This is a genomic window from Lysinibacillus sp. NPDC093688 (genome assembly GCF_050280145.1).
Taxonomy (GTDB): domain Bacteria; phylum Bacillota; class Bacilli; order Bacillales_A; family Planococcaceae; genus Lysinibacillus; species Lysinibacillus xylanilyticus_B.
In genome coordinates this window covers 21,954-43,184 of record NZ_JBNNUX010000019.1, presented here as the reverse complement: position 1 = coordinate 43,184, position 21,231 = coordinate 21,954, and the positions used below count along the sequence as shown (strand labels likewise).

19 protein-coding genes are annotated in these 21,231 nt (G+C 39.1%); 18 read left to right on the top strand and 1 reads right to left on the bottom strand.

Translation table 11 applies throughout. The features are described 5' to 3' along the window. Positions 1-300: 300 nt before the first annotated feature. The 15 genes from ACQKN2_RS15450 to pyrE all read left to right on the top strand — a co-directional run bounded on the left by ACQKN2_RS15450 (position 301) and on the right by pyrE (position 14,102). Positions 301-429: a hypothetical protein gene (locus ACQKN2_RS15450; protein ID WP_427415737.1), complete on the top strand. Its 129-nt coding sequence runs from the start codon at positions 301-303 to the stop codon at positions 427-429. A gap of 13 nt (positions 430-442) precedes the next feature. Beyond that, positions 443-634 carry a hypothetical protein gene (locus tag ACQKN2_RS15445; protein WP_427415736.1) on the top strand — a complete coding sequence of 64 codons (192 nt, stop codon included), beginning with the start codon at positions 443-445 and terminating at the stop codon, positions 632-634. A 13-nt stretch (positions 635-647) separates the two neighbouring features. After that, on the top strand, positions 648-869 hold the full coding sequence (locus ACQKN2_RS15440; RefSeq protein ID WP_427415735.1) for a hypothetical protein: 222 nt from the start codon (positions 648-650) through the stop codon (positions 867-869). Positions 870-920: 51 nt separating this feature from the next. Then, positions 921-1,397 (top strand): signal peptidase II, encoded by a 477-nt coding sequence (lspA, locus tag ACQKN2_RS15435; RefSeq protein WP_427415734.1) that lies wholly within the window; start codon positions 921-923, stop codon positions 1,395-1,397. After that, a complete protein-coding gene (locus ACQKN2_RS15430) occupies positions 1,397-2,308 on the top strand; it encodes an RluA family pseudouridine synthase (protein ID WP_427415733.1) in 912 nt (303 codons plus the stop codon). Before lspA ends, ACQKN2_RS15430 begins: the two co-directional genes overlap by 1 nt. A gap of 242 nt (positions 2,309-2,550) precedes the next feature. Beyond that, positions 2,551-3,093 carry a bifunctional pyr operon transcriptional regulator/uracil phosphoribosyltransferase PyrR gene (gene pyrR / locus ACQKN2_RS15425; RefSeq protein ID WP_427415732.1) on the top strand — a complete coding sequence of 181 codons (543 nt, stop codon included), beginning with the start codon at positions 2,551-2,553 and terminating at the stop codon, positions 3,091-3,093. 19 nt (positions 3,094-3,112) lie between these two features. Beyond that, positions 3,113-4,423, top strand: coding sequence for a solute carrier family 23 protein (locus tag ACQKN2_RS15420; protein ID WP_427415731.1), 1,311 nt, complete (start codon positions 3,113-3,115; stop codon positions 4,421-4,423). Positions 4,424-4,635: 212 nt separating this feature from the next. Beyond that, positions 4,636-5,514, top strand: coding sequence for an aspartate carbamoyltransferase catalytic subunit (locus ACQKN2_RS15415; protein WP_427415730.1), 879 nt, complete (start codon positions 4,636-4,638; stop codon positions 5,512-5,514). Position 5,515: 1 nt separating this feature from the next. Further along, positions 5,516-6,793, top strand: coding sequence for a dihydroorotase (locus tag ACQKN2_RS15410; RefSeq protein WP_427415729.1), 1,278 nt, complete (start codon positions 5,516-5,518; stop codon positions 6,791-6,793). Then, on the top strand, positions 6,793-7,893 hold the full coding sequence (locus ACQKN2_RS15405) for a carbamoyl phosphate synthase small subunit (RefSeq protein ID WP_427415728.1): 1,101 nt from the start codon (positions 6,793-6,795) through the stop codon (positions 7,891-7,893). The genes ACQKN2_RS15410 and ACQKN2_RS15405 overlap by 1 nt, the downstream gene beginning before the upstream one ends. Beyond that, a complete protein-coding gene (gene carB, locus ACQKN2_RS15400) occupies positions 7,886-11,083 on the top strand; it encodes a carbamoyl-phosphate synthase large subunit (protein WP_427415727.1) in 3,198 nt (1,065 codons plus the stop codon). The genes ACQKN2_RS15405 and carB overlap by 8 nt, the downstream gene beginning before the upstream one ends. A gap of 1 nt (position 11,084) precedes the next feature. Beyond that, positions 11,085-11,858: a dihydroorotate dehydrogenase electron transfer subunit gene (locus tag ACQKN2_RS15395; RefSeq protein WP_376075946.1), complete on the top strand. Its 774-nt coding sequence runs from the start codon at positions 11,085-11,087 to the stop codon at positions 11,856-11,858. Next, the gene (locus ACQKN2_RS15390; protein ID WP_427415726.1) at positions 11,855-12,769 is read left to right on the top strand and encodes a dihydroorotate dehydrogenase; all 915 of its coding nucleotides are present in this window, start codon (positions 11,855-11,857) and stop codon (positions 12,767-12,769) included. The genes ACQKN2_RS15395 and ACQKN2_RS15390 overlap by 4 nt, the downstream gene beginning before the upstream one ends. Further along, positions 12,766-13,470 (top strand): orotidine-5'-phosphate decarboxylase, encoded by a 705-nt coding sequence (gene pyrF, locus ACQKN2_RS15385; RefSeq protein ID WP_427415725.1) that lies wholly within the window; start codon positions 12,766-12,768, stop codon positions 13,468-13,470. The genes ACQKN2_RS15390 and pyrF overlap by 4 nt, the downstream gene beginning before the upstream one ends. A 2-nt stretch (positions 13,471-13,472) precedes the next feature. After that, the gene (gene pyrE, locus ACQKN2_RS15380) at positions 13,473-14,102 is read left to right on the top strand and encodes an orotate phosphoribosyltransferase (protein WP_427415724.1); all 630 of its coding nucleotides are present in this window, start codon (positions 13,473-13,475) and stop codon (positions 14,100-14,102) included. 629 nt (positions 14,103-14,731) lie between these two features. Here the strand turns inward: pyrE and ACQKN2_RS15375 are convergent. Then, positions 14,732-16,261, bottom strand: a complete 1,530-nt coding sequence (locus ACQKN2_RS15375; RefSeq protein WP_427415723.1) for a cardiolipin synthase — start codon at positions 16,259-16,261, stop codon at positions 14,732-14,734. Positions 16,262-17,442: 1,181 nt separating this feature from the next. On the opposite strand from ACQKN2_RS15375, the gene ACQKN2_RS15370 reads away from it, so the two are divergent. From ACQKN2_RS15370 to opp4A, 3 genes are read left to right on the top strand one after another with little or no spacing between them, the layout of a single operon-like run. Then, positions 17,443-18,438, top strand: coding sequence for an ABC transporter ATP-binding protein (locus ACQKN2_RS15370; protein WP_427415722.1), 996 nt, complete (start codon positions 17,443-17,445; stop codon positions 18,436-18,438). Positions 18,439-18,442: 4 nt separating this feature from the next. Continuing rightward, entirely contained in the window at positions 18,443-19,432 is a 990-nt protein-coding gene (locus ACQKN2_RS15365) for an ABC transporter ATP-binding protein (RefSeq protein ID WP_427415721.1), read from the top strand. Positions 19,433-19,492: 60 nt separating this feature from the next. After that, positions 19,493-21,217 carry an oligopeptide ABC transporter substrate-binding protein gene (opp4A, locus tag ACQKN2_RS15360; protein ID WP_427415720.1) on the top strand — a complete coding sequence of 575 codons (1,725 nt, stop codon included), beginning with the start codon at positions 19,493-19,495 and terminating at the stop codon, positions 21,215-21,217. Positions 21,218-21,231: the final 14 nt, after the last annotated feature.

The window sequence follows — 21,231 nt, the reverse complement described above, 5'->3', positions numbered from 1 at the left end:
GTGGATAGAACCGGCAAAGCGACGGAATGAAGTGCCGAAGTGACGGATAGAAGTCAAAGTGGATAGAACAATCAAAGTCGTGGATAGAACCATCAAAGTCGTGGATAGCCCGGCCAAAAACGTGGATAGAACCGGCAAAGCGACGGAATGAAGTGCCGAAGTGACGGATAGAAGTCAAAGTGGATAGAACAATCAAAGTCGTGGATAGAACCATCAATGTCGTGGATAGCCCAGCCAAAAACGTGGATAGAACCGGCAAAGCGACGGAATGAAGTGCCGAAGTGACGGATAGTAGTCAAAGTGGATAGAACCATCAAAGTCGTGGATAGAACCATCAATGTCGTGGATAGCCCAGCCAAAAACGTGGATAGAACCGGCAAAGCGACGGAAAGAAGAGCCGAAGTGACGGATAGAAGTCAAAGCGGATAGAACCGTCAAAGTCGTGGATAGAACCATCAAAATCGTGGATAGAACCGTCAAAGTCGTGGATAGAACCGTCAAAGTCGTGGATAGAACCATCAAAGTCGTGGGTAGAACCATCAATGTCGTGGATAGCCCAGCCAAAAAAGTGGATAGAACCGGCAAAGCGACGGAAAGAAGAGCCGAAGTGACGGATAGAAGTCAAAGCGGATAGAACCATCAAAGTCGTGGATAGAACCATCAAAAACGTGGATAGCCCAGCCAAAAAAGTGGATAGAACCATCAAAATCGTGGATAGAACCGGCAAAGCGACGGAAAGAACCGGCAAAGTGCCAGATAGAATCGCCAAAACGACAGACAGAATGTCATTGCTTTTTGAGATAATGCTTTATGTAACTGATTTGGTGGTGTTTCCTCCATATTTTCATGCTATATTAGTTATTCTGTGATGGGCTGTTATGGTAGAATAGGTTAGATGTTGAGCGAACGGAGGAATGTCTGTGTATAAATATTATGGATTGGCCGCATTCGTGATTCTTTTAGATCAATGGACAAAGTGGCTAATTGTGAAAAATATGGAGTTTGGTGAACGAATTTCAGTATGGGATCCGTGGTTTGGGATATTGTCTCATCGAAATAGAGGAGCAGCATGGGGAATGTTAGAAGGTCAAATGTGGTTATTTAGCATTGTCACGATAGGTGTTATTTGTGCCATCCTATACTTTTATCATAAAGAGGCTAAAGGCAAACCTATTTTTCAAGTTGGCTTAATGTTTTTATTAGGCGGAGCTGTAGGGAATTTTATTGACCGTATATTTAGAGGTGAAGTGGTCGATTTTGTAAATGTATTAATTCCAGTAATTAATTATGATTTCCCAATCTTCAATATTGCGGATGCAGCTTTAACAATGGCGGTAGTAATATTAATGATTGGCATAATCATGGAAGATAAAAAAGGAAAGAAACAGGTGAAGTAATGACGCAAGTATCATATACAATGGAAGAACAACAAAAGGGAGAGCGCATTGATAAGGCGCTTTCAAGTGTGCAATCAGAGTGGTCACGTACACAAATTGGTAATTGGATTACTGATGGTAATATCAAAGTAAATGGAGAGACTGTAAAGGCGAAGTATAAGGTAAAAGTAGGGGATATTGTAGAAGTCGATGTTCCTGAAGCAGAGCCATTAGATGTCATTGCTGAAAACTTAGATCTTGATATTGTTTATGAGGATGCAGATGTCCTTGTTGTAAATAAACCAAAGGGCATGGTTGTCCATCCAGCACCTGGACATATGTCGGGTACACTCGTTAATGGTTTAATGTATCATTGTAAGGATTTATCGGGTATCAATGGCATTATGCGTCCGGGAATTGTGCATCGTATTGATAAAGATACATCAGGATTATTGATGGTTGCTAAAAATGATGCAGCTCATGAATCGTTAGTGAATCAGTTAGTCAATAAAACAGTGACACGTAAATATACTGCGCTCGTTCACGGGCATATTGCGCATGATAAAGGAACAATTGATGCTCCTATTGGTCGAGACCAAAAAGATCGTCAAAAACAAGCAGTTGTCGACAAAGGTAAGCATGCAGTAACCCATTTCCAAGTTATCGAACGCTTTGGCGACTATACTCTAGTAGAGTGTCGTTTAGAAACAGGACGCACTCACCAAATTCGTGTCCATATGAATTATATTGGATTCCAACTTGTTGGTGACCCAAAATATGGACCGAAAAAGACAATCGACTTTGGTGGACAAGTATTACACGCGGGTGTGTTAGGCTTTGATCATCCTACATCAGGTGAATATTTGCAGTTTGAAGCGCAAATTCCTGCTGATTATGAACAATTATTACTAGATTTAAGAAATAGGCATTGACGTATAGATAAAGAAGGTCTATACTAACGAAAGTGAATGAACAACTTAACTAAATATTCACCTTTAATGGCAGTCCAGAGAGGCTGAGAAGGTACATGTGAAAGTGTTGCGAAAAATTTGTGCTGCAAATTTTTTCAACATGCTATTTAAACACGTATATAACCCTCTCAGGCTATTCGCCTCGAGAGGTTTTTTTATGGACACATGACCCAATAATAGATAGAAGAGAGGAGGAAACTTGCATGGCACAAAATGAGTTATTAGATGGCCCATCTATGGCAAGAGCGTTAACACGCATTGCACACGAAATTATTGAACGCAATAAAGGGATTGACGAATGTATTTTAGTTGGTATTAAAACACGAGGTGCCTTTCTTGCAAAACGCCTAGCAGAACGAATTGAAAAAATTGAAGGCAAACCAATCCGTACGGGGGAGCTTGACATTACCCTCTATCGAGATGATTTGACGACAAAGCATGATAATGAACAGGCACATGTTGAGCAAGTAGATATTGATTATGTGATTGTCAACCAAAAAATTATTTTAGTTGATGATGTACTCTATACGGGGCGCACAGTACGCGCAGCGCTAGATGCACTGATGGATCTAGGGCGACCAGGTCAAATTCAACTTGCAGTCCTGATCGACAGAGGTCATAGAGAGCTACCAATAAGAGCTGATTATGTTGGTAAAAATGTTCCGACATCTGGAGCTGAACGTATTGTCGTAAATTTACAAGAGGTAGACGGAGAAGATTGCGTCATTATTTATAAAGAAGACTAACTTAAAGTGAGGAAACATTATGTCAAATGCAGTATTAGATATTAAGGATAAACCGACCCCAGTCCAACTAGTGACATTAAGTTTCCAGCACATGTTTGCCATGTTTGGGTCAACGATCTTAGTTCCTCAGTTGGTTGGTCTTAGTCCGGCGATTGCCCTTTTAACGAGTGGGATTGCTACACTGTTCTTCTTATTAATTACGAAATTTCAAGTACCTGCTTATTTAGGATCATCATTTGCCTTTATTGCACCGATTTTACTAGCAGCAGGTGGTTTAAATAAAGATGGTTCCAGTGTAAATCCAGGTCATGCGATGATTGGTGCTATGGCAGTCGGAATAACATATGGTATTGTATCCCTAATCATTTGGAAAAGCGGCTATAAATGGATCATGAAAATTTTACCGCCGATTGTAGTAGGACCTGTCATTATGGTAATTGGACTTGGATTATCAGGGACAGCGGTTAATATGGCGATGAATGTGGATGATAAATATAACTTTTTACACTTCTCAGCAGCGTTAGTGACTTTATTTACAGCCATTATTTTCACGATTGCCTTTAAAGGCATTTTAAGTACAATGCCAATCTTAATTGGCTTAATCGTAGGATATGTTTACTCAATGATGATCGACATTGTTGATTATTCACCAATTGCGAAAGCTGATTTCTTTGCACTACCTGACTTCTTAATCCCTGGTGTTCACTATGAGTTTGAAATCACAACTACGCTGCTCCTAACAATGGTGCCAATCGTTATCGTAACGATTTCCGAGCATATTGGTCACCAGTTAGTATTAGGTAAAGTTGTAAATCGAGATTATATTAAAGAGCCAGGCTTACACCGCTCACTTTTAGGTGATGGGATTGGAACATTTATCAGTGCATGTATCGGTGGTCCGCCGAAAACAACTTACGGTGAAAATATCGGTGTCCTTGCTATTACTCGTGTTTACAGTGTGTATGTCATTGCAGGTGCAGCAGTCGTAGCCATTTTACTGTCATTCTTCGGGAAAGCAATGGCAGTTATTGCAACAATTCCTACAGCTGTACTTGGTGGGGTGTCCATCTTACTCTTCGGTATAATTGCAGCAAGTGGATTACGAATGTTAGTGGATAATCATATCGACTTTGGTAATAGTCGTAACTTGGTCATTGCTTCCGTTATTTTAGTCATCGGTATCGGTGGTGCGAAGTTCGTTGTTTCAGAATCACTAAGTATCGAAGGTATGGCATTAGCAGCGATTATCGGTGTTCTTTTAAATGCCATTCTACCAGGTAAAAAAGAAGCGGATATACCAATACCGCACAATCAAAATAAAAATTCATAAAAGTACCTTTTAATGAATTGTCCAGAGAGGCAAAAAAAGGGAAGTTGTAGACAGTCTAAAAGTAGGAATGGATCCTGCTGTAGTTTGTTGCGCCTCCTTATGCCTCGTTGATGACATCAACGGGGCTTTTATTTTACAAAACGTTACAAAACGTTACAAAACGTTACAAAACGTTACATAACGTTCATGAAACACACGCTACGGAGGTTACAATGAAGAACTTATTATCGATGGAACATTTAACAATTGAAGAAATTAACCACATTCTAGATCGTGCGCAGGCTTTTGAGAATGGTGAAGCATCATCGTTATCTCGCCCATACAACGTTGCAAATTTATTTTTTGAACCAAGTACGCGCACGAAAACAAGCTTTGAAATGGCAGAGCGTAAAGTTGGATGTACTGTTATCCCATTTGACGGTAGCTTTTCGAGCGTCTCTAAAGGAGAGACATTATACGATACAGTAAAGACGTTAGAAATGATTGGTTTGGACGCAGTAGTCATTCGTGCAAAGGAAGATGCATATTACAATGAACTACTTGAAGGCATCAATGTGTCAATTATTAACGGAGGTGACGGCACTGGTCAGCATCCATCTCAATCACTATTAGATCTTTATACAATCAAAAAAGAGTTTGGTTCTTTTGTAGGGTTAAATGTAACAATCGCTGGAGATATATGCCATAGCCGTGTAGCGAAATCGAATGCGTTAGCGTTACAGCGACTAGGAGCAAATGTTCATTTCCTTTGTCCAGAAGACTGGGCAGGCAGTTTTGAAGCACATCATTCTTGGGATGATTTAATCGAAACTAGCGATGTGATTATGTTACTTCGTGTGCAGCATGAACGTCATAAGGTTAATAAAAGCTTCTCAAAAGAGAGCTATCATGAAAAGTACGGTTTAACAATTGAACGTGAGAAACAAATGAAAGAAAAGGCAATTATCATGCATCCAGCACCGGTCAATCGTGATGTAGAAATTGCTTCAGAGCTAGTAGAATGCGAGCGTTCTAGAATTTTCGAGCAGGTTCGAAATGGTGTTTATACACGAATGGCTATCGTTGAAACAATTTTAAAGGGGAGAGAGTAACATGACAAAAGTTCTTCAAAATGTACAAATGGTAAATGAACAAGGCGAGTTATATACAGTAAATATCGCTATGGCAGATGGCAAAATTACTGCAATAGGTCAAAACGTAGATGTAGCAGGCGCAGAAGTAATCGAAGGAAATGGTTTAGTTGTTGCACCAGGCTTTGTCGATGTTCACACACATTTACGTGAGCCAGGCTTTGAGCATAAAGAAACAATTGCTACAGGTTCAGCATCAGCAGCAAAAGGCGGCTTCACAACAATTTGCGCGATGCCAAATACAAAACCAGTGCCAGATTCAGTAGAAAACATGCAGTTGATTAATGGTCTTATTAAAGAAAGTGCAGCTATTCGAGTACTTCCATACGGCTCATTAACAAGGGACATCTCAGGCGAGGTTCGTACTAATATTGAAGAATTAAAAGCACATGGGGCTGTCGCATTTTCAGATGATGGTGTTGGGATCCAGCTTGCATCAACAATGTATGAGCAAATGAAGGATGCAGCACAGCACGATGTGGTTGTTGTCGCACACTGTGAAGATAACTCATTAATTTACGACGGTGTGATGCATGAAGGGAAGCGTAATAAAGAGCTTGGTTTACCAGGAATTCCATCGATTTGTGAATCCGTTCAAATTGCACGAGATGTTCTACTGGCAGAAGCAGCTGGAGCACGCTACCACGTATGTCACGTATCAACAAAGGAATCTGTACGTGCAGTACGTGATGCAAAAGCAGCAGGAATTCGTGTCACGGCAGAAGTTTGCCCACACCATTTATTACTTGAGGAAATGGATATTCCATCAGATGATGCAAACTGGAAAATGAATCCTCCATTACGTGGAGTAGATGATAAAGACTCACTTCACGCAGCGCTGCTAGACGGTACAATCGATTGTATCGCTACAGATCATGCTCCACATACAGTAGAAGAAAAATGCTGTGGTATGGTTGGAGCTCCATTCGGCATTGTAGGCTTCGAAACAGCGTTCCCACTGCTTTACACACAGTTTGTAGAAACAGGGAAATGGACATTAAAACAGTTGATTGACTGGATGTCTGTAAAGGCAGCTCAAATTTTTGATTTACCATATGGCACATTAGAAGTTGGAGCTTCAGCAGATATGATTTTAATTGATTTAAATAAAGAGCAAACAATTGATGCAGAAGGCTTTGTATCAAAAGGACGCAATACACCATTCAATGGGTGGACTGCAAAAGGATGGCCAGTCCTTACAATTTTTGAAGGCAATATCGTATACCAGGAGGCAGAGTAATGAAAAAACGTTTACTTATTTTAGAAGATGGCACAGTATTTACAGGTACAGCGTTCGGTAGTGAGCGCGCTTCACAAGGTGAGGTTGTATTCACAACAGGGATGACAGGTTATCAGGAAACAATTTCAGATCCTTCATTCTACGGACAAATCGTAACGTTAACTTACCCTTTAATCGGTAATTACGGTATTAACCGTGATGATTTTGAATCGATCTCACCGGCTATTCGTGGATTTGTAGTCCGTGAATTAGCAAAAACACCTTCAAACTTCCGCTGTGACTTAACAGTAGATGAGTACTTAACATCCAAGGATATCCCGGGGATTGAAGGAATCGATACACGAAAATTAACACGCATTATTCGCAGTAAAGGATCAGTAAAGGCTATTTTAACAGCGGCTGATGAAGAAGTGAATGTGGATGAAATCGTAGCAAAATTACAGACAACACCAGCGATTACACATCATGTTCGTGAAGTATCACCGAAAGCAGCCTACCCATCACCAGGTCGTGGCAAACGCGTCGTATTAATAGATTATGGTATGAAGCACGGAATTCTTCGTGAGTTAAACAAACGTGATTGCGACGTACTCGTAGTCCCTTACAATACTTCAGCAGAGGAAATTTTAGCATGGCGTCCAGATGGGATTATGCTGTCAAACGGTCCAGGTAACCCTGAAGACGTTGAAGAAGGCATTGAAACAGTACGCAATTTAATTGGAAAAGTGCCGATGTTCGGTATTTGCTTAGGTCACCAAATCTTCTCACTAGCATGCGGTGCGCGAAGCTATAAATTACCATTCGGTCACCGTGGTGGTAACCATCCAGTAAAAGATTTACGCACAGGCCGTACAGACTTAACATCTCAAAATCATGGTTATGCAATCGACATCGATTCATTAAAAGATACAGATTTAGAAGTAACACATATCGCATTAAATGATGGTACTTGTGAAGGTGTACGTCACAAAAAATATCCAGTCTTCACAGTGCAATATCACCCAGAAGCATCACCGGGTCCAGAGGATTCAAATCACTTATTTGATGAATTTATCGAAATGATGGAAGTAGAAGCAGGGAAGGGGAAACAACATGCCTAAACGTACAGATATTGAAACTATTTTAGTAATCGGATCAGGTCCAATCGTGATCGGACAAGCAGCAGAATTTGACTACGCAGGAACACAAGCTTGCCTTTCTTTAAAAGAAGAAGGCTACCGCGTTATTTTAATAAACTCAAACCCTGCAACAATTATGACAGATACAGAAATTGCCGACAAAGTATATATTGAGCCAATCACACTTGAGTTTGTATCACGTATTTTACGTAAAGAGCGTCCAGATGCTATCCTACCAACACTTGGTGGTCAAACTGGTTTAAATATGGCCATTGAATTAGATAAATCAGGAATTTTAGATGAGCTTGATATTGAAATTCTTGGTACAAAATTAGAAGCTATCCATAAAGCGGAAGACCGCGATCTATTCCGAAATTTAATGTACGAGCTAGGTGCTCCAGTACCTGAATCAGATATTATCCATAACTTAGACGAAGCGAAAAACTTTGTAGCGAAAATTGGTTACCCAGTAATTGTTCGTCCTGCCTTCACACTTGGTGGTACAGGCGGCGGAATTTGTTACAACGATCAAGATCTAGTGGAAATCGTTACATCTGGTCTAAAATATTCTCCAGTAACACAATGTTTACTAGAAAAATCAATCGCTGGTTATAAAGAAATCGAATATGAAGTAATGCGTGATGCTGCTGACAACGCCATCGTTGTATGTAATATGGAAAACGTTGACCCAGTGGGTATTCATACAGGTGACTCTATTGTAGTGGCACCTACACAAACACTTTCAGATCGTGAAAACCAAATGCTACGTAATATCTCTTTAGATATTATCCGTGCACTGAAAATCGAAGGTGGCTGTAACGTACAGTTAGCTCTTGATCCATATAGCTTTAATTACTATGTAATCGAAGTAAACCCACGTGTATCACGTTCATCAGCGTTAGCGTCAAAAGCAACAGGTTACCCAATTGCAAAGCTAGCAGCAAAAATCGCAGTTGGTTTAACATTAGATGAAATCAAAAACCCTGTAACAGGTTCAACGTATGCTTGCTTCGAGCCGGCTCTAGACTACATCGTAGCAAAAATTCCACGCTGGCCATTCGATAAATTCGAATCAGCAAAGCGTAATCTTGGTACACAAATGAAAGCGACTGGTGAAGTAATGGCACTTGGTCGTACATTTGAAGAAGCTATGCTAAAAGCAGTGCGCTCTCTTGAAACAGGCCAAGTTCACTTAGAGCTGAAACATGCAGAAGAAAACTCTGATACTTGGATTGAAAAACGTATTCGCAAAGCAGGTGACGAGCGTCTATTCTTTATCGGTGAAGCACTGCGCCGTGGTGTAACAATTGAGCAAATCCATGAATGGTCAGAAATTGACTTATTCTTCTTAAATAAATTCAAAAACATCGTAGATATGGAGCAAACACTTGCTGACAATAAAAACGATAAAGAAGTATTACGTACAGCAAAACGTCTAGGCTTTGCAGATAAAAAAGTTGCCGAGCTTTGGGAAACAACGCCAGAGGAAGTATATGCATATCGTAAAGAAAATAGCATTATCCCAGTATATAAAATGGTCGATACATGTGCAGCAGAATTTGAATCTGAAACACCATACTTCTATGGCACATATGAGGACGAAAACGAGTCGATTAAATCTGACAAGCCATCAGTTGTTGTACTTGGTTCTGGTCCAATCCGCATTGGTCAAGGGGTAGAATTCGACTATGCAACAGTACACTCAGTATGGGCAATTCAAGAAGCAGGCTACGAAGCGATTATTATTAACTCGAATCCAGAGACAGTATCAACGGACTTCTCGATTTCAGATAAATTATACTTTGAGCCATTAACAATCGAAGATGTTATGCATATTATCGACCTTGAGCAACCAATCGGTGTAGTTGTACAATTCGGTGGTCAAACAGCTATTAATCTTGCTGATAAATTAGTTGCCAATGGCATAAAAATCCTAGGTACAACACTTGAAGATATCGACCGTGCAGAAAACCGAGACAAATTCGAGCAAGCATTACGCGACTTGAACATTCCGCAGCCACTAGGTCAAACAGCTGTATCTACGGAAGAAGCACTTGCTATTAGTGAACGTCTAGGCTTCCCTGTACTAGTTCGTCCTTCATACGTACTAGGTGGACGTGCGATGGAAATTGTCTACAACCAAGAGGAATTAAAACACTATATGGAAAACGCAGTAGAAGCATCTCCTGATCATCCAGTATTAGTAGACCGCTACTTAACGGGTCAAGAAATTGAAGTAGATGCCATTTGTGACGGTGAAAATGTATTAATCCCAGGTATTATGGAGCATATCGAGCGTGCAGGGGTTCACTCTGGTGACTCCATCTCTGTATACCCTCCACAAAAATTAACGCAAACGCAAAAAGATACGTTAGTGGATTATACAACTCGCCTTGCAAAAGGTCTTGGCATCATAGGCTTAATGAACATTCAGTATGTTATTTCACAAGGTGAAGTATACGTGATCGAGGTTAACCCACGTTCATCTCGTACAGTACCGTTCTTAAGTAAAATTACAAACATTCCGATGGCGAATATTGCAACGAAAGCGATTCTTGGGAAATCAATCGTAGAACAAGGTTATCCAACAGGCTTAGCAGCTGAGCAAAAAGGTGTCTTCGTTAAAGTGCCAGTATTCTCATTTGCTAAATTACGTCGTGTCGACATTACTTTAGGACCTGAAATGAAATCTACAGGTGAAGTAATGGGGAAAGATGCAACATTAGAAAAAGCACTTTACAAAGGCTTAGTTGCAGCAGGTATGGAAATTCGCACAGAAGGCACAGTATTGTTCACTGTGTCCGATAAAGATAAAGAGGAAGCAATTGCACTTGCAAAACGCTTCTCAACAGTAGGCTATCGTATTGTCGCTACTGAAGGTACAGCTCAAGCGTTTGAAGCGGCTGGCGTACGCACAGATATAGTTGGCAAAATCGGTGCAAAAGGTGAAACATTAATCGATTTAATTCAAAACGGTGAGGCACAGCTTGTTGTCAACACATTAACGAAAGGTAAGCAGCCAGCACGTGATGGTTTCCGAATTCGCCGTGAGTCTGTAGAAAACGGCGTACCTTGCTTCACTTCATTAGACACAGCAGAAGCAATGGTCCGTGTTATTGAATCAATGACATTCACAGCAGAACAAATGCCAAAAGCGGAGGTAGTACATTAATATGATTCGTCAGGAGAAAATGACGGTCGTCTCTCAAAAGCAAATCGCGACAAACATTTTCGAATTGACACTTCGTGGAGAACTGGTTCAGGATATGACACCTGGCCAGTTTGTCCATGTAAAGGTGTCAGATTCAATGGAGCCGCTTTTACGTCGACCAATTAGTATTGCAAACATAGATAAAGACAACAACGAATTTACAATGATTTATCGTGCGGAAGGTCGCGGAACAAAGGTATTAGCGACAAATCGTGAAGGACAGCTAGTCGATGTTCTTGGTCCAATCGGTAATGGGTTCCCGGTAGAAGCAGTAAAAGAGGGAGGCACAGCCCTACTAGTTGGTGGAGGAATCGGTGTACCTCCATTACACGAGCTTTCTAAGCAATTGAACGCACGTGGTGTTAAAACAATTCATGTGCTGGGCTTTCAAACGGAAGATGTATGCTTCTACGAGGAAGAATTCAGTGCCCTTGGAGAAACGCATTATGTAACAGTTGACGGCTCTAAAGGCACAAAAGGCTTTGTGACAAATGTTTTAGAGTCTCGAGCACCTGAATTCGATGTCTTTTATTCATGCGGTCCTCTACCAATGTTAAAAGCACTTGAAGGCTTCTATCCAGAAAAAGAAGGTTATTTATCATTTGAAGAGCGTATGGGCTGCGGTATCGGTGCTTGTTTTGCATGTGTATGTAAAACAACAGATCAAGTAGCAAAAGACTATGTCAAAGTATGCTCTGACGGTCCAGTTTTCCCGAAAGGTACGGTGGCATTATGAGTCGTTTAAACATTCAATTACCAGGTTTAGAGTTAAAAAATCCAATAATGCCAGCTTCAGGTTGCTTTGGTTTTGGACGTGAATATGCGCAACTTTATGATTTATCAAAACTTGGCGCTATTATGATTAAAGCTACGACTGTGGAAACACGTCCGGGCAATCCAACTCCACGCGTCGCTGAAACAGCAGCAGGGATGCTGAATGCCATTGGTTTACAAAATCCTGGTATCGAAAAAGTAATGAACGAAGAATTAAAGTTTTTAGAAGCGTATGATGTGCCAATTATTGCAAATGTTGCTGGTACGGAGACAACTGACTACGTAGAAGTAGCGCAACGTATTTCGACTGCGCCTAATGTGAAAGCATTAGAGCTGAACATTTCTTGTCCGAACGTTAAATGTGGTGGTATTCAATTTGGTACAGACCCAGCAACTGCACGTGAGCTAGTGAAAGCTGTCAAAGCTGTTTCTGAAGTACCTGTATACGTGAAATTGTCCCCTAATGTAACGAATATCGTAGAAATTGCACAAGCTGTTGAAGCTGGTGGTGCAGATGGCATTACAATGATTAATACACTTATCGGTATGCGTTTAGACGAGCGTACAGGTAAGCCAGTGATTGCTAATGGTACAGGCGGCTTATCAGGTCCTGCCGTAAAGCCAGTTGCGATTCGTATGGTCTATGAGGTGTATAAGGCTGTCAATATTCCGATTATTGGGATGGGTGGCGTGACAGAAGCGCAGGATGTAATAGACTTTATGTCGGCCGGCGCATCTGCAGTTGCTGTTGGAACAGCAAACTTTGTGGATCACTTCGTTTGTCCAAATATAATTGATGAACTACCAGCAAAGCTCGATCAATTAGGAGTAGAGCATATTTCAGAAATTATCGGAAGGAGCCATCGTTCATGAATACTAAACCAATACTTGCACTAGATTTTCCTGGAGAAACAGAAGTATTAAACTTTCTAAAGCATTTTAATGAGCCTCTTTTCGTGAAAATTGGTATGGAATTATATATGCAGGAAGGGCCAGATATTGTACGAAAAGTAAAAGATCTAGGTCATGATATTTTCCTTGATTTAAAGCTACACGATATTCCTAATACAGTTGGCTCTGCTATGAAAGGTCTAGCAAAATTAGGCGTAGATTTAGTCAACGTTCATGCGGCAGGCGGACGTCCGATGATGGAGGCAGCACTTGAGGGTCTTGAAGCGGGTACACCTGCAGGACGGGAACGTGCGGCATTAATTGCTGTAACACAGCTGACTTCTACAACAGAAGAGCAAATGCAAGCAGAGCAAAAAATTGCTTTATCTCTACAGGAATCTGTATTACATTATGCAAGCTTAACAAAACAAGCTGGTTTAAATGGTGTTGTCTGCTCCGTACATGAGGCAAAAGCGATTGCTGAAGTGTGCGGTGAAGATTTCTTACGTGTGACACCTGGTATCCGATTAGCGGGTGGCGACGCACACGATCAAAAGCGCATTGCAACACCAGACGGCGCAAAACGTGACGGTTCTTCGTTAATCGTCGTTGGACGTGCCGTTACAGGTGCACAAGATCCAGTAGCAGCATATAAAATCGTAAGTGAATTATGGGAGGCATAAATATGACATTACAAAATGAAATCGCACACGCTATGTTAAAAGTAGGCGCAGTAGAATTAAATCCAACAGAACTATTCACATGGGCATCAGGCATTAAATCCCCAATCTACTGTGATACACGCTTAACAATTTCTGACCCTGTAATTCGTAAGCAATTAGCAAACGGTCTAGCATCTCTAATTAAAGAAAACTTTGGACCAACAGAAATCGTAGCAGGTACAGCTACAGCGGGCATTCCACACGCTGCTTGGGTAAGTGATATATTAGATTTACCGATGGTTTATGTACGCTCTAAAGCAAAAGAACATGGCCGTGGTAATCAAATCGAAGGAAAATACGCAGCGGGTCAAAAAGTCGTTGTAGTAGAAGACATCGTTTCTACAGGCGGCTCATCGATCACAGCTGTAGAAGCCTTACGCGCTGCAGGTTGTGAAGTACTAGGCGTTGTCTGTGTCTACACATACAATCTTCCACGAGCTGAACAAGCATTTGAAGAAGCTGGCATTCAATATGTATCGCTAACAAATTTCGATTATTTAATTGAAGCGGCGAATGAATCAGGCGCTATTCAAGAAGAAGATATTCCATTCTTAAAAGACTGGCATGGAAAATTAAAAGCGGGCGAGCTTTAATTTCTTTCAGCGGGTGCCTAAACACCGCTAAAAGAAATTAAAGCCTCCGGCGGATGTCACGGAATCGGGAAGGAGTTCTTTGTGCAAGCACAAAGCCGATTCCGGACGCAATTATGCCGTGGCATAATTGATTAAAAAAAGGGTGGTATGATAATTTTTTCATACCACCCTTTCATTTGTTGAAAAACTATTGCGTCATAAAAAAGACCGTCTACAGACTCAATATTTTTTCGAGTTTGTTTACAGTCTGAAAGGTCAAGGAAATCTTTGCTAATGTTGAAGTGCTTGAGATAGGGTGATTTCTTAAAATAAAGTAGAATGACACGCAATAAGATACACGATATGTGGAGTGGAGGCTGGGCGACTCCTTGGGGATTAGCAATAGAGGAACGAAGGCTAAAACCATCACATCCTGTGATAACGCCTTCGTGACCAACATCGTGTTGGCCCGAGACCCTGGAGCGAGCACCGCGAGTGAAGCGGGAGGGGAACGAAGGCTAAAAGCATCACGTCCTGTGATAACGCCTTCGTGACCAACATCCTGTTGCCCCGACGCCCCCAGGAAAGCGCCCAGCCGGAACGGAAATCAACCCCTCGTTTTGACCAAGAACTACACTCTTTTTATTTATTTACAATAGCGGAGAAATGAGTCGCATAAGAGATTCAAGCATGCGTTTTTGAATACTTCGCTTTTGAAATGACGCCCATGTAATTTCTATGGAATCTTTAAAATCTTGTTCAAAATCATTTTTAATATCTAGAACCGTTTTCGTTTCATATAAGACTGCAATGAGTTCATAATTAAGCTCAAAACTACGAATATCCATATTCGCTGTGCCAATGGTTCCAACTTCATCATCAACAAGTACAATTTTAGCATGCATAAAAGCATCTTTAACGCGATAAATGGAGACACCTGCTTTTAAAAGTGGTGTAAAGTATGATTGGGACGCTTGATCACTAATGATGCTATCGCCTTTTCCAGGATATAAAATACGGACATCTACGCCGGAAAGTGCGCTCAAACGTAATAATGTTAATGTTTCCTGATCAGGAATGAAGTATGGAGTAGCAATCCAAATTGACTTTTGTGCAGAGCTCATAATTTTCAATAAAGCATTCCGAATATTTGTATCTTCTGAGCTAGGTCCACTCGCAACGATTTGTATGGCACCTTTTGTTTGATGAATTTCTTGATTTGGAAAGTATGTGCTATCCATAAAGTGATTCCAAGACTCAGTATTTAAACTGCTAGTGGCATAGAGAAAATCTTCTAGGAAAATGGCCTGCAATTTATATAAGGCTTTTCCTTCTATTTTTAAATGGCTATCACGCCAAATAGGAAACTTCTTCGAACGACCAAGATATTCATCCCCGACATTGAGTCCACCGGTAAACCCAATTGACCCATCTACAATAACAATTTTACGGTGGTTACGATAATTGACGGTTTCTAATAACCAAGGTGAAAGAATAGAATCAAACTCGACTACTTCAATTCCTGCGTCTTTCATCGGTTGTAAGAAACTCCTACGTAATTTACTACTTCCAAGTCCATCGTAAAGAAAGCGTATGATCACGCCAGATTTTGCTTTTCTTATTAAGGCATCTCGAATTGTTGTACCGATTTCATCGGATCGATAAATATAGTATTGAATATGAATATGATGTGTAGCATTTTCAATCGCTTGTAGGATTTCAGTAAATGTTTCATCTCCGTTTGTTAAGAGTTTTGTTGCTGTATCATTAGCAACAGGACCACCGCCAAATTTTTGTATAACTTGTGCCAAATAGGTGGATCGTTCATTTAAAGGGGAAGAGGGTTCTAAATCAAAACGTCTTCCTGCTAAAATTTCACGGAATAACTTCCTTTTTTCTTCTGAACGAGATAAATGTTTCTTTCTTCTCCAGCGACTTCTTCCGAATAGTAAGTACAGGAGTAAACCAATAACAGGGAGAATGGCTAATACTAAAAACCAAGCCAATGTACTTTGCGGGGAACGATTTTCAATAAAAATAATGAAGGCAATCCCTATAAGTGAGATAGGCCATAGTAAGCCGATTAAGGTAGAGAAGGGAATGATGGACTTATTTAAGAATGTGATCATAATTGCTGCTATTGTAAATACAAATAGCAATTGGACAACGCGATTTTTCATATGTATACATGTCACCTATCCTTTCTTACATATAATCTCTATAAGAGGAAGTAGTACTTTATAAGTTTTATGATAAATTGTTTTCTTTTTTTTTACAATATAGACATTTCTACGCCAACGTATATTGTTACGTTTTTAGTGTAATGAGCGAATCACATCGCCAATGTATTATGAAAAACTTAAGAAATGTTCGGTAAATTGGATATCCGAAATTACCTAATATGGTAATTTCCCTTCTTGATTCTTGGAGGATGGGTACACAATCGGAAATACGAAAATGTAGTCAGCGTTTAAAAGTGTAATCACGATAAAAAGAAGCAAAATATTAAATTGTATATAGGCCTGTTTCAAAGTGTTGAACTTGCTTAACCAAATGGGGCAAGAAAAAAATCTTTGCGCTAGGGGAAAATAAAACAGAATCAAGAATAATATCTATTTTAAGTAAAGAAATTATTTGTTTTTTTACATAAAAAAAGGAAGAAGAAGTCCGTAAAAAAAATCCCTTGAGAAATTGGATTAAATTATTTTTCTGCGGTAACATTATTTGCTTCAGGGAGTTAATGCGATAAAAGAAAAAATTATACATTGATAGTGATTGGGGAAGGAGTATAACTATGGTAAATTATAAAAATTCCTCTAAAAAGCTTTAATAATAATGAAATTCTAATAAATTTAGATATTGTGAGGGAGATTAAAAAAGAGCAAATAATTTTTTTGCTATATTGTGATAATAAAAAAATAATACTTTAAACCGATAAAGTGAAGATTGAACAAGTTTTCATTTAAGAGAAAAATAAAATTATTGAATAAAATTGGAATAGTTGTATGGTTTAGTTTGTATATAAGAATATAAGAAATGTAAAAAATTACTTGATTATATGTGTGATTTCTAGATAAAATGATAGCATGCTTAATTATCTGAATATTATATTATTTGGTGCTTATATTAAATTCTTTATAAAGGAGAAATAATATTTTTTAAAAGTATTTTAAATTGATGATTTTTTATTTTGATATGATTGTGAAATAAGTTTATCAGAATCGACATTTTTTTCAGAATATTAAATCAATAAAACGAATGCCTAAAAGTAATTTTTTGTAAAAAACTCTTAGCGCGGTATCTGAACTCACTACATTTGCAGCAGTAGTTAAATAAAAACTTTTAAAAGGTGTGATATAAAATGAGCTTAATGTTAGAAGTGAAAAACCTTAAAACTGGCTTTGATATAGATGGAGAAATATATCATGCAGTGGATGATGTTTCATTTTCGGTTAAATCAGGTCAGATTGTTGGGGTAGTTGGTGAATCTGGATGTGGAAAAAGTGTAATGTCTCTTTCTATTATGCAGCTTCTTCCAAAAGGAATTGGTCAAATCACGGGCGGAGAAATAAAATTCCATGGGAAAAACATAGAAAGTCATTCGAGCAACGAGATGAATAAAATTAGGGGAAAAGATATAAGCATGATTTTCCAAGAACCTATGACGTCCTTAAACCCAGTTTTTACTATAGGCTCACAAATTGAAGAAATTATGCTTAATCATAGTAAGATTTCGAAGGCTGAGGCTAAAAATAAAGCGATTGATTTATTAAAACAGGTTGGTATTCCAAGAGCTGAAAAAATTATAGATGAATACCCTCATCAATTGTCAGGTGGTATGAGACAAAGGGTAATGATTGCTATTGCCATAGCTTGTCAGCCTAGACTTTTAATAGCGGATGAACCAACTACTGCACTTGATGTAACTGTACAAGCTCAAATACTAGATTTATTGAAAAATATTCAAGAGAAAAATAACATGTCTATTGTATTGATAACTCACGATTTAGGTGTAGTTGCGGAAATCTGTGATGAAGTAATTGTTATGTATGCAGGGAAGATTGTAGAACGGACAAATGTTGATAATTTGTTTTACAATCCCAAACACCCATATACAAAACTCTTGATGGCGTCGATTCCGAGGATAGATATAGAAGTGAATGAGTTAACCACTATTAAAGGTATAGTACCTTCTTTAAAAAATATGCCTCAACTAGGCTGCCGTTTTGTTGATAGATGCCCGTCGGCTTTGCCTGAATGTAGCAAGGTTATGCCGCAACTTGTCAACGTGGGTGACAATCATGAAGTCTCTTGTTTACTTTTTGAAGGCAGTAATTCTAGAAAGGGTGTGAGCTGACAACATGGAGCAAACAGCAATGAAACAAAATAAAGAAAATTTATTGGAGTTAATTAATTTAAAAACCTATTACCCGATTAAAGGTGGATTTTTCAAACATACGATTGGCCATGTTAAAGCAGTGGATAATATTTCTTTTTCCATAAAAAGCGGTGAAACATTAGGGTTGGTTGGCGAATCTGGTTGTGGAAAATCTACAACTGGTCGCACTATTTTAAGATTGTTAGACTCAACGGATGGAAAAATCATTTTTAACGGTCAGGATATTACAAAGTTACAAGGGAAATCATTAAGGGAAATAAGGAAAGATATCCAAATGGTGTTTCAAGATCCCTATGCATCGTTAAACCCGATGCAAATGGTAGGTAGTATCATAGCTGAACCGATCATGAATTTCCATAAAAAATCACTGAACTCTTTACAAAATGAAGTGATGGAGCTTTTACAAAAAGTAGGTTTACCAGAAGATGCTTATTACAAGTATGCACATGAATTTTCAGGTGGTCAGCGTCAACGGATTGGTATTGCAAGAGCACTTGCACTTAGGCCAAAACTAATTATAGCAGATGAACCAGTTTCAGCCTTAGACGTATCTGTACAATCTCAGGTTCTCAATCTGCTAAAAGAGTTGCAGGATGAGTTTGACTTAACATTTTTATTTATTGCTCATGATTTAAGTGTTGTAAAACATATGAGTGATCGAATCGGTGTTATGTATTTGGGAAATATTGTGGAGATTGCAGATAAGGAACATATTTATGAGGAACCACTGCATCCTTATACACAGGCATTAATCTCCGCAATACCAGTACCTGATCCAAGGAAAAAGAGTAGTCGTATAGTATTAGAGGGGGATATCCCTAGTCCGGCTAATCCTCCAAAGGGGTGTCCTTTCCATCCACGGTGTCCGAAGGCAATGGCAGAGTGTTCATTATCAAAACCAACCTTAAAGGAGGTGAAGCAGGGGCATAGGGTTGCATGCCATTTATATTAAAAACGACAAGAGAATAGTGTATTAATTATTTTTAAAATAAAATTCACGGGGGGATAAAGAATGAAAAAATCAGCATTATGGGCTTTCATGCTTATGCTAGTTATGGCATTGTTTTTAGCTGCATGTACTAGCGACAACGCAACAACTGACAAAGATAAGGAAAAAGACAAGGGAGATTCCACGAAGACTAGTGAAACAGCCAAAGGTGGAGTTGTAACTTTTGGTACTGACCAAGCACCTGAAGGCGTATTTGATCCTGCCTTTAATGGAAGTATTGTAGATTCTTATATCCAAAATTTCACAATGGATGGTATTTATGATGTAAATGATAACTTAGAATATGTTCCTAATTTAGCAACTTGGGACATTAGTGAGGATAAATTAACGTATACGTTTAACCTTAAGAAAGGTGTAAAATGGCACAATGGTGAGGAGTTAACTGTTGATGACTGGGTATTTGCATTAGAGACACTAGCTGATAAGGATTACGATGGCCCACGATTCAATTATGTTGAGAACATCAAAGGTGCAACAGCAAAAAAAGAAGGGAAAGCTGACAAAATCGAAGGAATTGAAGTCGTTGATCCCTACACTGTAAAAATTACTTTTGAAAAAGTGAAATTAAATAATTTGGAAAATCTTTGGGATAAGCCAATGCCAAAAAAACATTATGAAGGTATTGCTGTTAAAGACTTAAGCGAGTCGAAACAAGTTCGTGAAAATCCTGTTGGCTTAGGGCCGTTTAAAGTGAAAAAGGTTGTAGCTGGTGAATATTCTGAATTAGAGCGTTTTGATGATTACTGGAAGGGCAAGCCACAGCTTGATGGGGTAATTGTAAAAGTAATTGACCCATCATTGGCAGTTGGTGCGTTCCAAAACGGAGAAATTGACATCATGGACATTAGACCACAAGCTGTTAAAGAATTGTCAGCATTAGATAACGTACGCATTGAAGAAACGAATGGTGTAAGTTACTCATATATCGGTCTTCGTTTTGGTCATCGTGATAAAGCTACTCTTAAAAATGTAGCAGATGTTGATAAGTTTAAATCAAAAGAATTGCGTCAAGCACTGTTATACGCAATTAACCGTCCAGCAATGATCGATGCTTTCTTAGAAGGAAAAGCTGATGTTGCGAATACTGTAATTCCGCGTGCCTTCTGGATTGCTGCAGAGGAATCTGACTTAAATCAATATGAATATAATCCAGAAAAGGCTAAAGAGCTACTTAAGTCTGCAGGTTATGTAGATAAAGATGGCGATGGATTTGTAGAAGATCCTAAAGGTAAGCCATTTAAAATTTCGTTTGGTCACTATGCAGGTCCTGCTGCCTTTGAGGGTCGCTCTCAAGCGATTATTCAAGCTTGGAATGATATCGGAGTGAAAACAGAATTAGCTACGGGTACATTAATAGAATTCAACTTATATAATGATATGAAAGATAATGATGATGCTGCATTAGAAGCATTCTTCGGTTCTTGGAGTACTGGTTCAGATCTTGACCCATCTGGATTATGGGGTAACAATGCAGAATGGAACTATGGTCGCTATGTAGATGCTAAAAACCAAGAATTATTAGATAAAGGCTTAAGTGAAGAAGGATTTGACAAAGATAAGCGTAAGCAAACTTATGTGGAATGGCAAAAATACTTCAATGAAGAATTACCATCCCTTCCATTATGGGAAAACTTTGATTTATATGGCATTAATAAACGATTACAAGGTGTTCATATCAACGCTGTTGGTTTCCAAACAGATGTTTACAAATGGTACATTAAGGAATAAATTGTAAACTAACT